16 protein-coding genes are annotated in these 13,037 nt (G+C 62.6%); 2 read left to right on the top strand and 14 right to left on the bottom strand.

The features are described 5' to 3' along the window. Window positions 1-76 precede the first annotated feature (76 nt). From CRO06_RS02615 to CRO06_RS02650, 8 genes are all read right to left on the bottom strand, one after another. Window positions 77-1,633 (bottom strand): PepSY-associated TM helix domain-containing protein, encoded by a 1,557-nt coding sequence (locus tag CRO06_RS02615; protein WP_097057677.1) that lies wholly within the window; start codon window positions 1,631-1,633, stop codon window positions 77-79. Further along, window positions 1,630-1,887, bottom strand: coding sequence for a hypothetical protein (locus CRO06_RS02620; protein WP_026948350.1), 258 nt, complete (start codon window positions 1,885-1,887; stop codon window positions 1,630-1,632). Before CRO06_RS02620 ends, CRO06_RS02615 begins: the two co-directional genes overlap by 4 nt. Further along, complete coding sequence (locus CRO06_RS02625; protein ID WP_022994723.1) at window positions 1,884-2,162, bottom strand: hypothetical protein; 279 nt, start codon at window positions 2,160-2,162, stop codon at window positions 1,884-1,886. Before CRO06_RS02625 ends, CRO06_RS02620 begins: the two co-directional genes overlap by 4 nt. Window positions 2,163-2,260: 98 nt before the next feature. After that, on the bottom strand, window positions 2,261-2,809 hold the full coding sequence (locus CRO06_RS02630) for a hypothetical protein (protein ID WP_022994722.1): 549 nt from the start codon (window positions 2,807-2,809) through the stop codon (window positions 2,261-2,263). Next, window positions 2,806-3,402, bottom strand: coding sequence for a hypothetical protein (locus tag CRO06_RS02635; protein WP_097057678.1), 597 nt, complete (start codon window positions 3,400-3,402; stop codon window positions 2,806-2,808). Before CRO06_RS02635 ends, CRO06_RS02630 begins: the two co-directional genes overlap by 4 nt. 262 nt (window positions 3,403-3,664) lie before the next feature. Further along, window positions 3,665-3,973 (bottom strand): hypothetical protein, encoded by a 309-nt coding sequence (locus tag CRO06_RS02640; protein ID WP_022994720.1) that lies wholly within the window; start codon window positions 3,971-3,973, stop codon window positions 3,665-3,667. Between the two features lie 113 nt (window positions 3,974-4,086). After that, window positions 4,087-5,118, bottom strand: a complete 1,032-nt coding sequence (locus tag CRO06_RS02645; RefSeq protein ID WP_097057679.1) for a DUF2955 domain-containing protein — start codon at window positions 5,116-5,118, stop codon at window positions 4,087-4,089. Between the two features lie 11 nt (window positions 5,119-5,129). After that, window positions 5,130-6,203, bottom strand: coding sequence for an HlyD family secretion protein (locus CRO06_RS02650; protein ID WP_022994718.1), 1,074 nt, complete (start codon window positions 6,201-6,203; stop codon window positions 5,130-5,132). Between the two features lie 130 nt (window positions 6,204-6,333). Here CRO06_RS02650 and CRO06_RS02655 point away from each other — a divergent pair, with 130 nt between their 5' ends. Beyond that, complete coding sequence (locus CRO06_RS02655) at window positions 6,334-7,425, top strand: alpha/beta fold hydrolase (protein WP_022994717.1); 1,092 nt, start codon at window positions 6,334-6,336, stop codon at window positions 7,423-7,425. Further along, the gene (locus tag CRO06_RS02660; protein WP_035450471.1) at window positions 7,422-8,063 is read left to right on the top strand and encodes a class I SAM-dependent methyltransferase; all 642 of its coding nucleotides are present in this window, start codon (window positions 7,422-7,424) and stop codon (window positions 8,061-8,063) included. The genes CRO06_RS02655 and CRO06_RS02660 overlap by 4 nt, the downstream gene beginning before the upstream one ends. 32 nt (window positions 8,064-8,095) lie before the next feature. Here CRO06_RS02660 and CRO06_RS02665 read toward each other — a convergent pair whose 3' ends face one another. From CRO06_RS02665 to CRO06_RS02690, 6 genes are all read right to left on the bottom strand, one after another. Continuing rightward, window positions 8,096-8,692 (bottom strand): YceI family protein, encoded by a 597-nt coding sequence (locus tag CRO06_RS02665; protein ID WP_063141197.1) that lies wholly within the window; start codon window positions 8,690-8,692, stop codon window positions 8,096-8,098. A gap of 17 nt (window positions 8,693-8,709) precedes the next feature. Continuing rightward, the gene (locus CRO06_RS02670; RefSeq protein WP_022994714.1) at window positions 8,710-9,282 is read right to left on the bottom strand and encodes a cytochrome b; all 573 of its coding nucleotides are present in this window, start codon (window positions 9,280-9,282) and stop codon (window positions 8,710-8,712) included. 390 nt (window positions 9,283-9,672) lie between these two features. Continuing rightward, entirely contained in the window at window positions 9,673-10,269 is a 597-nt protein-coding gene (locus tag CRO06_RS02675; RefSeq protein ID WP_022994712.1) for a GNAT family N-acetyltransferase, read from the bottom strand. A 114-nt stretch (window positions 10,270-10,383) separates the two neighbouring features. Continuing rightward, entirely contained in the window at window positions 10,384-11,190 is an 807-nt protein-coding gene (locus CRO06_RS02680) for an SDR family NAD(P)-dependent oxidoreductase (RefSeq protein ID WP_097057680.1), read from the bottom strand. Beyond that, a complete protein-coding gene (locus CRO06_RS02685) occupies window positions 11,187-12,122 on the bottom strand; it encodes an SDR family oxidoreductase (RefSeq protein WP_022994710.1) in 936 nt (311 codons plus the stop codon). Before CRO06_RS02685 ends, CRO06_RS02680 begins: the two co-directional genes overlap by 4 nt. Beyond that, on the bottom strand, window positions 12,119-13,036 hold the full coding sequence (locus CRO06_RS02690; protein WP_097057681.1) for a bile acid:sodium symporter family protein: 918 nt from the start codon (window positions 13,034-13,036) through the stop codon (window positions 12,119-12,121). Before CRO06_RS02690 ends, CRO06_RS02685 begins: the two co-directional genes overlap by 4 nt. Between the last annotated feature and the right edge of the window lies 1 nt (window position 13,037).

Below are 13,037 nucleotides of genomic sequence, written 5' to 3' on the forward strand. Positions count from 1 at the left end.
CTTTCGATCCTCGCTCGCCATCGACAGAGGAGGCAGGATGCGCCAGACCCGGCGATGATGCCAGAGCCGGTTTGTATCAGGAGCTGGCCAGCTCCGCCTCACTGGCCGGAGCCGGTGGGGCGGGCACCCACAGCGGATGTGGCCCGGCCCGGCGCAAGCGCCGCACCCGCAGCCACTCCACCGCCGCCAGGCTGGCCGCCACCGCCCACAAGGCGGTGTTGACCAGATGGATGTGGGGCTCACGCCAGGAAGCGAACCCTTCCAGCCCGCCTTGTACCAAAGGAACCAGCAGGTACAGCGCGATACAGCCGCGCAGTCCCCACCGGCACATGGCCAGTGGCGCCGCCCGCAGGGCAAGCAGCAGGGTCAGCAGCAGCACCGCCAGGAAAGCTCCCTTTTCCGACCAGGCCACGGCACCGGCCCATGGTGAATGGCTGACCACCTTGTTGGCGAGGCAACTCACCGCGAGCCCCGCCATCACGCCAAAAGTCACCCCCAGCGTCACCCGCAGCATGATGATGGCGGACCGGCTCGGCCCCTGGCGGTCGGTGCGCCGTTCGGCCCACATCACATTGCCGGAAAAGAACAACAGGCACCCCAACAGACCGAGAACGAAGTACAGGCTACGCACCAGCAATCCGCCATAGTCGCCGAAATGCAGGGAGTACACTGGTGACAAAGCGGCATGGTTGAACGGCCGGTTGCCGGGGCTGGTGACGGTCAGGGTGCGGGCGTCATCACCGGCCAGCACCACATGGGCGTGATGGGCGATCCACCCGGGCACGGACCCGGCCACATCCACCACCGCATTACGGTCCCCGTACTGCTGGAGCTCGATCCAATCCACCCGCAAATCCGGCAACTCGGCGCGGGCGGCGGCCACGTAGGCCTCCACGCCAGCCATCGCCACCGATTCACCACTGGCCTGCGGTGTTGGCCAGGCCTCGGTGGCGTCGGTGATGGCCCCCTGCAATTGCGGCCCGAACACGAGGGTGCCGGCCACCAGCGCCAGCAGCGCGAAACAGCCCATGGCCGCACCGGTAATGGCAAAGATGGCGTGGAACGGAAAGCTGATGACGCCGACCAGATTATGCAGGTTTTTCCAGTAACGCCGCAGGTTGCCTTGATGGCGCAGAGCAAAGAATTCCTTTTTCAGTTTCGGCCAGTGGATCACCAGCCCGCCAATCAGCGCTGCGCCATACAGCACCGAGATAATACCCATCAGATAAAGGCCGACCACTGGCAGCGCCAGTTTGTAATGCAGCTCATTGATGAACTCGGCCAGCTCCGAGCGCGGCTTTTTGACTCGTTCGCCGGCGGCATTGAAATCGCTGGCATGGTCGAATTGCCATTCCTGGTCGGCGTCCTGCCACAGGGCCACCGGGTCGTCCCCCGGCACCAGATACATCAGTTTGGCCGCCTCCGGCGTGACCGCCAGCACCTGGTCCAGCAATGCCTGGAGGTCGCCCTCACCGCCGTCGCTTTCGGCGACATAAGGCTCCTGCCAGTGATGCAGCTCCTCATGGAACATGTTCAGAGCGCCGGCGAAAAACGCCACGAACAGCGCCAGACCGGCCAGCATGCCCAGCCAACCGTGCAGATCAATGTGTTTGCGCAGGGTATCCGCTTTCATGCCGCCGCCCCATAGAGTCCGGTGGTTTGCAGCACTATCCAGGCGACGCCGTTGGCGGCCACCAGCCAGACTGCGGTGCGCCAGTGGCTGGCGGGCAACGCGGCCAAGGTGATCAGTGCCGACCACAGGACCACGGACAGCAGCAAATACAGCACCAGCCACTGCCGCCAGTCCACCGGCAATATCGCCGCCAGCAGGCCGCACAGCATCAAAGCCAGCGGCAGCCCCAGCACGGTTCCAAGCAGCGCCCTCATGATCGGGATCGCCCCTGAGCCCGGTAACCGTCCACCAGATGGCCCACTATCATCGGCAGCACCATGCCTCCCAGGGCAAACACCCACAAACCGGTAAACAGGCCCACACCGACGCCCCAGTGCGCGGCCCAGCCCGCCAGGCCACCGACGATCATCAATAACCCACCGAAGCGGGCCGCCGGTGGCAAAGGCAAAGCCAGCAGCCGCTGCTGCCGATCAGAGAAATAAAGCAAGGCGGCGCCCAGCAGGGTCACCACCACCAGAAGTAGCGTCATGAGGAAAGAGGCAACAAATTATGATAACGATTCGCATTTATAACCCCACGGGCCGGACAGGGTCAAGGCGGGCGAGCCGCAAGCGGGACGGGTTCAGGCTACCCGGACAGCGAACGCATGATACGTTGGGCCGTGCTGATGGCTTGCGGGTCGAGACGGTTCCAATCCACCGAGTCCCGATCGGGCACCCACACATCGGTGAACGCGGCGGCATCCGCCACCGCCATCTCCGGCGACAGCAGCGGTACCCGCAACCATTGCCCGCTCAAGCCGCCGGCTTGAGACACTTCCCGAAGCCACTCAACGGGCCGCCGGTGCAGGCGTACGGATGAAAACACACAACCGTCGGTTTCCTCGGAGACCGCGCAGTCGAGCCGGGCATCCCGTTCACGGCTGACCTGATGCCGCCATAACGCCGAGCCACCGATGATCACCAGGGAGGGAAAGGCCAATCGCAAGGCGGTGGCCAGATGCTCGTCGGCCAGAACCTCACCAACCGCGCAACGGACAAACACCGGCCTCGGCGGCGCCACCTGCCGCACCCGGCCGCTCTCCAGCCAGCGCAATACCAGCGCCATCGCCTCTTCGTCGCTGCTGCCGCTTTGCTTGATGTCGGCCAGAGTAAATACCGGACCCGTTTCGATCATTGGCGCACCGTGAACACGGACTCTTCACGAAATCCCAGCCAGTGGCGGACGCGCAGCGCTGGACTGATCACCGAGCAAACCAGGGTAACGCCCGCGGGGTGCCGGGCCAGCAAAGCCCTCATGGAGGTCAACAGTTGAACGCGTTGCTCCATTTCGTCAATGACGGCAATACGGTTCGTCAACGGATGGCGGGACTGTGCCAGGCGCAGCGTCAGCAGCCGTCCCTGGTATTCCTCCTGCAGGGCGGCATACGCCCGCTCCACCACACTGAAGGCACTGAGACGTTGCACCCCTCTTGACCCCAGCCCGCTGCGACCGCTATTCGTCGCGCCCCGTTCAAGGGTGGTACGGCGGGCCCCATGGCTCAGCCAGCGCCACCACCAGGGCCGCCGGCGGGATTCACTCAGGTACAGTGCCCAGGCCCGCAACCGCCGAATGTCACGCCGCAGTTCCCTGGCGCGGGCATGCCGGTTGCGCACCATGGAACGGGACACCGCCAGATACTCCTGCAAGGCTTGCACACGCCCCTGAATCGCGCACAGGGCGAGGTCGACGGGGTAATCCCCGGCATCGATCTGTTCCTGGCATCCCATGGGTCCACCTCACACTGGGGAAAACGGAGCGCGGTTTCCCGGTCACTCACAATCACGGCAACCGGGTTGTAACTCTAGTCAGTTCGACCGGAGTCACCAAAGAGGGAAACAGTGCCGTTTGCGTGAATGGATGTAGCCGATTGTATCGGTTGGGCATGACACCCGCGGCGGCGGGAAAAGAAGATCGCCGACGGCGCGGGCGCCGCCGGAAAATCAACACGCCACCGGGGGAGCGGCGTGTTTTCAGACTGCAACGAAAAGATCAGTTTTGGTTTTCGCCGGTAACCGCGTCTTTAACGTTTTCACCGGTTTCCTTGGTTTTTTCCCAGGCATCCTCACCAGCCTGCTTGGTCTTATCCAGGGCTTCCTTACTGGCTTCCTTGGTATCCTGCCAGGTTTCGTCAGCGCTCTCGCCTGCTTTTTCCATAGGCCCTTCGTTGGTCATATCGTCCACGGCCTGATCCACTTTTTCACCCGCTTTCTCCATCGGGCCTTCCTGTTGATCACAGGCAGCCAGCCCCAGCAGGGCACCAAACAACACAACGACAAAACCTTTACTGAACGTACGCATAATTGCTCCTTGCACGTATCCATGAACGTTGCAGCAAATCTAGGCTTTTCCCCGTTTTATGTCAGCTACATGTCCGGCGTTTTCCTGGGATTTTACGAATATCCATGATGATTTTACGAAACGGTATAACGGGTGGCAGGCAACAAATTGAGCATTTTATGGACTATATATATCACCGTCAGCGCCACCACCACCGCCACGGTAATGGAACTGAATCGGTATAGCGTCTGATAAATCGCGTCCTGCTGCGGTAATAAATACTGCCCAAAAATCACCGCGATGGTGGTCGCCCCGGCAAACCCCACGCCGCTGACGCCTTCCCTGACATGCCGCCGGGCAAAAAACATCAGCGCCACCCAGTAAAGCGGGCCGACCAGCAGCCAGTTTGAATACCAATCGTATAACAGCAGTTGAATCAGCAACGCGGCATTGCAACCCAGCAGCACGCCCACCGCCCGTGCACGACCGTACTGCAGCGCCCCGGCATAGGTCATCGGGAACAACATCAACAAGGTGGTGACCTGAGCGGACAGCGAATCGCGCAAGTCAAAAATCTGGAAGACCAGGAAACTGACGGTGGCGACCGTCGACCCCAGCAACACCTGGTGCCGCAACTGCTCCGGGCTCTTTTGCGGTGGCGAGGGCGGCGCGGCGGCCAGCTTCGGCGGAAACAGACCGCACAGTAGCCAGGCCACCGCCACCGTCAACAGTGAGGCCGCCACATTGGCCTTGGCCATGCCGCCGAAGTCCATGTCCGGATAGCTGGCGAAATGGAACAGCACGCTGGAGGAGACCAGGCCATTGGCGCCAAACAGGAAAAAGCGCCCGCTGGCCATGCAATAGAAACGAATGGCGAACAGCGACCAGGCCAGAGGGGTCATCAATAGCGGCTGGTCACCGAACATGCCGGCCAGCACATAGACCTCCACCACGTTGACCAGCGACGCCGCCACGAACTGCAGGCTGGCATGGGTACTGAATCGCGGCACCATGCCCAGCAGCAGCACCGGGTAAACGCAGAAAAACAGGCCGGTACTCCACTGAGTCAGGTGGGCGAAGCCGAACCCGATCAGGGAACCCAGGCTGATACGCAGGCATTGCCGGAATTGATCCTGGGTCAGGCTGAGAGCGTCATGTGCCGCCATACCAGCCCCGCTCAGTACAGGTAGTGCAGCAGGGAGAGCATGCGGATCTGCAGCCAGCCGAAGCCGTGACTGAGCCACGCCAGTCCATCCCGTGGATAAAGCTGCACGGTGGTACGCGCGCCGACCCGCAACGGCAGATTTTCCTCACTGTCTTCCAGTACCAGCCGCACCCGTACCCTTTGCGCGTCACGCACCCAGCGGTCGGTATTTTCCACTTGAGCCAGTTGGCCGTCCGGCACGCCCTGGCCATCGCGAACCCCTTTGCCCATGGATTGCACCCGGGCCTCGAATACCCGTCCGGGCCAGGCATCGAAAACGATTTCGGCACGATCACCGGGGTGCACGTCCCGCAGGCTCTTTTCGCGGAAATCCGCCGCTACCCAGACCGGCGCATCGGCGATCAGGCTGACCAGAGGCTCACGGGCATTGGCGTAGGTCCCCGACTCCAGCTGCAGATTGTCCACCACCCCGGCCACCGGCGCGGTGATGCGGGTTCGCGACCAATCCAGGCGCGCCTTTTCCAGCTCGTTCATGGCCTGGGCCAGGGCCAGATTGTGTTCCTTGTCCTCGCCCAGACGGGTTTCCAGGCTGCGGATGGCGGCCCGGGCCGACTCCAGTTCGGACTCGGCGTTATCCACCGCCAGCTCACCCTGTTCCCATTCCTGGCGCGACACCGCCCCGCCCTCGAACAGGTTCTTCAGCCGCTGGCGCTGCCGTCGCGCCTCCTCCAGCGTCGCCCGGGCGCTGGTCTCACGGGCACGGGCGCCGGCCAGGTCCGCCAATAATACGGCGTTATCCTGCCCGGCCTCCGCCACCCGTAGTTCCGCGCCATCCATGATCAGCCGGTAATCCTGCTCCGCCACGGTGAACAGCAGGTCCCCCTGATTCACGTGATCGCCGTTGGTCACCGCCACACCGGTCACCTCTCCGGCCACCTGCGGCGCCACCTGCACCACATAACGCTGCACTCTCGACAAAGTGGTCAAAGGCGCATGCAGGTCCATCCAGACCACATAAGTGAATACCAGGGCGAACACCACCAGGGCACGGCGCACCCAGCGGCTGAACTGCTGTTCAGGGGTCATCGAAGGCTCCGTTGGACAGGGAGGCCGCGCATTGTATAGCAATAGGGATGGCCATCGTGACCGCGCGGTCACACATGTGCGCTGGGAGCCCCGCGGCGCCCTTGCTATGCTTCCTGGCGGAGGACCAGGAATGAAGCGCATTGGACGGCAGCTGGGCGGCCTGACCCAGTTGATCACCGCCATGGGGAGTGAAATCACCCAGGTGGTACAAGACATGCACGGCGCCATCGCCAATCCGCTGGGCTGGCGCGGTGCCGACTATGTGCCGGCGCCGCGGATCTACGGGGCGGTGCGCCTGGGCCTGCGCCACGCCGGAGAAGTCGCCGCCCTTGGCGCCCTGGCCGCGGATCCCTATCGCCGGGTCAGTTATCTCGATCTGCAAAGTGTCCTCAATGGCATCTTCGGCCAGTTGCTCAGCGCCCAGCGCAGCCATTACGCCCTGCCCATGACGCTGCATCCGCCACGGCCGCAGCCGGAGCGCGACGCACTGGTCTTGTATCTGCACGGCCTGTGCATGAATGAAAGCTGCTGGCAACACACCGCGCAGCAACGCTTCAACCGGCGCCTCGAAAGTGTCTTCAATGCGGATATCGCCTATCTGCGCTACAACACCGGCCGCCATATTTCCGACAACGGTGCCCGCCTGTCCCGGCTGCTTGAACACACGCCCCTGCCGCCACGGCTGATCCTGATCGGACACAGCATGGGCGGCCTGCTCGCCCGCAGCGCCGTGCACCATGCCCGCCAGCATGGCCACCGCTGGGTCGAACGGGTATCGCACCTGGCTTGCCTCGGTTCGCCCCATCAGGGGGCTCTGCTGGAGCAGGTGGGTAACCAGGCCAACCGGCTACTGGCGGTCACCCCCTATTCCCGCCCGCTGATGCGGCTGGGCAATTTGCGCTCCGACGGTATCCGCGATTTGCGCTTCGGCTATGTGGTCGAGGAACAGTGGCAAGGTTTGCCGGAAGACGCGCCCCGCCCACGCAGCAAAGTGCCGCTGGACGACCACATCCAGCATCTGTTTCTGGCCGGCACCCTGAGTGAACACCGTACTCCGGAGCCGCTGGGCGACTGGCTGGTGGGGGTCGACAGCGCTCTCGCCCGCCGCCTCTACCCGGACGCGCCACAACTGACCCGGGCTCTGTTCCACGGCATGGGCCACATGGCCATGCTCTCCGATGCCCGCACCTACCGTGCCCTGGGCGACTGGCTGGCACTGTGAAGGTAACCTGCCGCCTGTGCCGGGCCAGCGATACCCGGCTCTTCGCCAATGTGGAAGGCCGCGATTATTGGCGCTGCTCCCGTTGCCAACTGACTTTTCTGGATCAGGGCCAGTTGCCCGATCGGGATCAGGAGAAAGCCCAGTACGATCTGCACCAGAACGACCCTGGAGACGCCGGCTATCGCCGCTTTCTAGATCAGGTGGCGGCACCGCTGACCGAACAGCTGCCGGCTGGCGCCAACGGGCTGGATTACGGCTGCGGCCCCGGGCCGGCGTTGGCACACTTGATGCGCGAACGCGGTTTTGCCATGGCTCTGTATGACCCGCTATATCATCCTGAGGCGGACGTGCTGACACGGCAATATGACTTCGTCACTTGCACCGAGGTGATCGAGCATTTGCACTGGCCCCACCGTGAGTGGACCCGCTTTGCCCAATTGGTGCGCCCCGGCGGCTGGCTCGGCCTGATGACCCGCTGGCTCACCGACGACGCTCACTTTCCACGCTGGCACTACCGTCGTGATCCAACCCACGTTTGTTTCTGGAAACCGGAGACTTTCGCCTGGCTGGCGCGGCGGGACGGTTGGCGAGTGGTGTACGCGGAGAACCCGGCGGTGATCTTGCAGCGGTTGGATTGAAGCCGGACGCCTAAGCGTCCGGCCTCTGACGATTACTGCCGCACACCTTCCACGGAGATGATGATTTCCACCGTTTCCGAGGCCGGTCCCAGGTTTGTGGTGATGCCGAAGTCCGCCAGTTTCAAGGTGGTGGACGCCTCCAGCCCCATACGGTAGCCGCCCCAGGGATCATCGCCGTAGCCGATCAATTTGGCATCCAGAGTGACCGGCTTGGTGACACCGTGCAGCGTGAAATCACCGGTGATCCGGGCGCTGTCATCGCCGGTTTTTTCGATCCCGGTGCTCTTGAAGGTGGCGGTCGGATACTTGCTCACGTCGAGGAAATCAGCACTGCGCAGATGCTTGTCACGCTCAGCGTGGTTACTGTCCAGACTGGCCGTTTGAATAGTGGCTTCCACGGTGCTGTTTTCCGGATTGTCGGCATCCACGGTGAAAGCGCCATCGAAATCGTTGAAGCGGCCATACAACCAGCTGTAACCCAGATGGGAAATCTTGAACATGATGAACTGGTGCTGCCCTTCGGTATCGAAGTGGTAGGTCCCAGCGGGCTTATCGGCGGCCAAAGCCGCGGAGCTCAGCATCAACGCCGACATCAAAGCCAGCACGGGAGCGGTGAACAGCTTGAACATGGGTCGTTCTCCTTGGATTAACGATGGGATGATGGCCGGCGGGGAGCCAGCCCGAAAATACGGCGCAAGGTATCGTCGCGATCGATGAAGTGGTGCTTGAGCGCCGCCAGCGCATGCAGCGCGGCCAGTACGATCACCGCCCAGGTCGCCCAGTAATGCACGGCTCCGGCAAGATCCTCGAGACCACTGCGGCGACCGGTCAATGACGGCATCGAGAACCAGTTGAACACCTGGATCGGCGCGCCATCGGCGGTACTGATCAGATAACCGCTGACCATCGCCACCAACAACAGCAAATACAGTGCCCAATGAGCCAGTCTGGCACCGGCTTTCTCCCAGGCGCGGTGTTGTTCGGGCGCCGCTGGCGGCGGCGACAGCACCCGCCAGATCAGCCGCACCAGCACCACCGCCAACAGCAGCAGTCCAATACTGCGATGCCAGTGCGGCGCGCTGCGATACCACGGGTGGTAATAATCCAGTTCCACCATGTACAGCCCAAGGCCGAACAAGGCGAACACCACCAAGGCCACCAGCCAATGCAACCCCACGGTGACGGCACCGTAACGCTGATCATCGTTGCGCCATTTCATTCTCGATCCCCGGGCCTCTTCACTGATTTCCAATAGCCGAGCCGAAACGCGGACAGACACATCCCGCTTAACTGCCGGATATCTTGGCCCAGAAAATGGGCCGACAGGAATCCAATCAATGACGCATTTGCATCAGAAATTTAGATTGGTGTGACGTTGGCCCGCCGGAACCTGCCCGGCGAGAGCATTGACAGGAGAGAAATCACCCGGCCACCACCATGGCGATGAACAAGGCGATCAGGGCGAGGGAAATAATGATTGCCAGACGTTTGAGAGTTCCGGCTCCCCGGTTAGACCAATCCATAGCGGCTCCTCCGTTGCCACCAGGACTATAGACAGCCACGGGCCACGGGCGCGAGAAGGACGTCCTACACCTGGGAAGTTTTACATTTATTCCGGGGCATCACGCAACCAGAACTGCATGGTTTTCCGTGTTTCTTCCTGCTCTCCCAGATCGCGCCAGCAAAAGCCGGTGGTCAATCCCGCCGCCGGACGGTACCCGCGGCCGCGCCAGAACGATTCCAGGCCGGTGTATCCTCGCGGCTGGCGAGGGTCATCCGTGGCCCGAACCACGCTACAGAAGGCAGTGGTGGAGAAGCCGAAATCACTGGCGTACAACTCACGCAAATCGAAAAAGCGATGGCCGATCCCCTGGCCTCGATATTCAGGCAACAGCACCGACTCACCGAAATAATAGACCTGCTCCGGCGAGGGCCCCCGTTGCTGGAACGGCACCAGAAATTCCTCGTCCGCGTCTTCCAGCGGCAACGCCGACGCCACACCCACTACCCGGTTGTATTCCAGCGCCAACACGAACAGGCTGCGGTCGGACCTCGCATAGCGATCCAGATAACGGCGCTCATAGTCCGGATCCCCATCGTAGAGATAGGGGTAATCGCGAAACACCCGGATGCGTAATCCGGCCAACTCATCCAACCAGGGTTCCACGGCGATCCCGCTCACCGGACGAATTTCCACACTGGACATACTGCTGATCTCCTGACTGCTGCCGTCGATGCTAGATCACCAGGGCCGCTCCGGCCAGTGGCGACATGCGGAACAAACAGGACTTCTTATCCAGCGGAACATCGCTTCAGGCAGTCAGGTCTCCAGTTCCACGGCGAAGCGACGGCGCATCAGCCGATGATAAAGGTCCGGCGCCAGCCGCCACAGCAGGCTGGCCAACAGTGTGAAACGATCTGGGAACAGGCGTTTTTCACCCCGCTCAAAGGCATCCATAACGCGCTCCGCCATCCACCCGGCGCTACGCACCCTGCCCACCGAGGAGCGGGCATGAGCGGCGGGTTTGCCGTCGAAACCCAGGGCATTGCTTTCGATCGGCGTGGCCAGGAAGCTGGGGTACACCATCAGCACACCGACGCCCTGATCCGCCACTTCGCCACGCAATACCTCGAAGAACTGCGCCAGCGCGGCCTTGGCGCTGCAATAACCGGCCCGCCCCAGCACCGGCATCCAGCCGGCCATGGAGCCAATATTGATCACGCAGCCACCACTGTCTCGCAGCAACGGCAGGCACCCCAGAGTCAGGGCTACCGGCGCCTCCCAGTCCACCGCCATGACCTGGCGAAAGACCCTCAGTTCGGTGCGCGCCGCCAACGAACGATGGGTAATACCGGCGTTGTTGATCAGCACATCCAGGCGCCCCCGGGCCGCGATCCGCTCAATCAAACAATCGCGCTCCGGGCCGTCGGTGAGGTCCAGGGCGAAATGCGTCACCCGCGACGGATCCATGGCGGCCAGTTGCTCACTTTTGTTGGCGAGCGCCATGGCGTCGCGGTCCACCAGAATAAGCCGGTGGCCACGCTGGAAAGCCGCTTGGGCCAGAGCCCAGCCCAGGCCGGAGGCGGCGCCGGTAATCAACGTGGTAGTCGCGGTGTTATCGGTCATAGCTGCCCCCGGGCACGGGCCCGTTCAGCGAAAAAGCGGAACGTCTGCTCGGAGGTTTTTTGCGGGTAATAACCGAACTCCTCCTTCAAACGGCGATTGCCAAGCACCGGCCGGTAACGCAGAAAATTGATTTTCTCCGGCGCATGGACGGTAAGCCCCAGCCGGTGCCCCAACCACAGTACCGCGCGCAACACACCCGCGGGCAGGACCAACAGCGGCTTGTCCAGTATCGAAGCCACTTGCCGCACCGTGAGAGCACCGTCGCCGGCCAGGTTGTAGATCCCTTCGGCGCCGGTTTCCACGCCGCGGGCAATGGCGCCCACCACGTCCTGATCCCAGACGAACACGAACGGCGAATCGGAACCGGCGATGGCGAGAATCCGCTTGCGCTCGAACAGGGCGGTGATCTGATTGCGGGTGCTTTCCCCCAGCACCGTACCCGGCCGCAGAATCAGTTGCCGTAAGTCCGGATGGCGATGGCGATAACCCGCCAGCATTTCTTCCACCAAACGTTTGTGATCGGAGTAAGCGAACTCCGGATTGCCACGCAGCGGGTCCTGCTCATCCAGCCAGGCCGGATTGTCCGGATGGTAGCCGTAGGCGGCGCCGGAACTGGTGACGATAAGTTGGGTGACGCCGGCGATCAGACAGGCATCGAGCACATTGCGGGTGCCGTTAACATCGATGTCGTGGTCACGCGCTCGATTGCCGGAATCCTCCAGTACCGCCGCCAGGTGCACCACGGTATCGATGCGCCACTCCCGCATCAGCTCCGCCAGAGCCGGATCACGGATGTCGCCCTGCCGGCACTCGAATGGCAAATCCGCCGGTACCCGCACATCCAGCCCCAGCACGGTGTGCCCGGCGGCCAGCCGCTCGCCAAGCAGGCGGCCGATGTAACCGCCGGCTCCAGTGATCAGCACCCGGCTCATGATGCCTCCCACCCGGATCGCGCGGGTTCGGTACCACGCGACCAGATCAACGCCAGAATCAAGCCGCTGACCAGGTGCCATACTCCCCAGAAACCGGCGATCAGAATCATGCCCGCCGCCTGCGGGAAGAACGTGAACAGGATCGCCAGCCCCAGCCCGGAGTTCTGAATACCCACTTCCAGGGTCACCGCCCGCCGGTCGGCCCGATCGAGCCGCATCATCATGCCGGCGCAGGCCCCCAACGCCAGTGCCAGGGTATTCTGCCCAATCACCAGAGCGACAATGCGGTGGGCGTTTTGCAGGAACACATCCAGGTTCTTGGCGAAAGCCAGACCGACAAAGGCCAGTAACACCAGCAAGGTGAACACACGCATGGGTTTCTGCGCCCTGACCGCGAAACGTGGAAAATGGCGGCCGGTCAGCATACCCAGCAGCAGCGGTACCGCCAGGACCAGAACCACCAGCATCAGGATGTTCCAGGGGTTCAAGGCGATCTCGGTGACCAGATCACGGGTGTGGGGATTGAGCCAGCCATAAAAGGCGAAATTGAGCGGTGTGAGTATCGTGGCCGCCAGGCTGGACACCGCGGTCATGCTCACCGACACCGCCACATTGGCCCGCGCCAGCCAGGTCATGATGTTGGAAAAGGTGCCCCCCGGACAGGACGCCACCAGAATCATGCCCAACGCCAGCCCCGGTTCCACATCCAGCACCCAGGTCACCACGCAGGTCAAGGCCGGCAACAAAAGGAACTGCGCCAGCAGCCCCGCCGCTGGCGCCTGGGGCATGCGCAGCACACGGCGAAAATCCTCCACGCGCAGGGAAAGAGACACACCGAACATCATCAACGCGAGAATCACGTTGAGCACGATCAGATTGCCGGTGCTGAAATCAATCGGGGAATCAGGGCCCATG

Source organism: Alloalcanivorax xenomutans (assembly GCF_900217905.1).
Classification (GTDB): Bacteria; Pseudomonadota; Gammaproteobacteria; order Pseudomonadales; family Alcanivoracaceae; genus Alloalcanivorax; species Alloalcanivorax xenomutans.

Bases quoted from the DNA above. Each gene is read 5' to 3' on its own strand.
- CRO06_RS02615 (WP_097057677.1), bottom strand. From the start codon at position 1,633: ATGAAAGCGGATACCCTGCGCAAACACATTGATCTGCACGGTTGGCTG.
- CRO06_RS02620 (WP_026948350.1), bottom strand. From the start codon at position 1,887: ATGAGGGCGCTGCTTGGAACCGTGCTGGGGCTGCCGCTGGCTTTGATG.
- CRO06_RS02625 (WP_022994723.1), bottom strand. From the start codon at position 2,162: ATGACGCTACTTCTGGTGGTGGTGACCCTGCTGGGCGCCGCCTTGCTT.
- CRO06_RS02630 (WP_022994722.1), bottom strand. From the start codon at position 2,809: ATGATCGAAACGGGTCCGGTATTTACTCTGGCCGACATCAAGCAAAGC.
- CRO06_RS02635 (WP_097057678.1), bottom strand. From the start codon at position 3,402: ATGGGATGCCAGGAACAGATCGATGCCGGGGATTACCCCGTCGACCTC.
- CRO06_RS02640 (WP_022994720.1), bottom strand. From the start codon at position 3,973: ATGCGTACGTTCAGTAAAGGTTTTGTCGTTGTGTTGTTTGGTGCCCTG.
- CRO06_RS02645 (WP_097057679.1), bottom strand. From the start codon at position 5,118: ATGGCGGCACATGACGCTCTCAGCCTGACCCAGGATCAATTCCGGCAA.
- CRO06_RS02650 (WP_022994718.1), bottom strand. From the start codon at position 6,203: ATGACCCCTGAACAGCAGTTCAGCCGCTGGGTGCGCCGTGCCCTGGTG.
- CRO06_RS02655 (WP_022994717.1), top strand. From the start codon at position 6,334: ATGAAGCGCATTGGACGGCAGCTGGGCGGCCTGACCCAGTTGATCACC.
- CRO06_RS02665 (WP_063141197.1), bottom strand. From the start codon at position 8,692: ATGTTCAAGCTGTTCACCGCTCCCGTGCTGGCTTTGATGTCGGCGTTG.
- CRO06_RS02670 (WP_022994714.1), bottom strand. From the start codon at position 9,282: ATGAAATGGCGCAACGATGATCAGCGTTACGGTGCCGTCACCGTGGGG.
- CRO06_RS02675 (WP_022994712.1), bottom strand. From the start codon at position 10,269: ATGTCCAGTGTGGAAATTCGTCCGGTGAGCGGGATCGCCGTGGAACCC.
- CRO06_RS02680 (WP_097057680.1), bottom strand. From the start codon at position 11,190: ATGACCGATAACACCGCGACTACCACGTTGATTACCGGCGCCGCCTCC.
- CRO06_RS02685 (WP_022994710.1), bottom strand. From the start codon at position 12,122: ATGAGCCGGGTGCTGATCACTGGAGCCGGCGGTTACATCGGCCGCCTG.
- CRO06_RS02690 (WP_097057681.1), bottom strand. From the start codon at position 13,036: ATGGGCCCTGATTCCCCGATTGATTTCAGCACCGGCAATCTGATCGTG.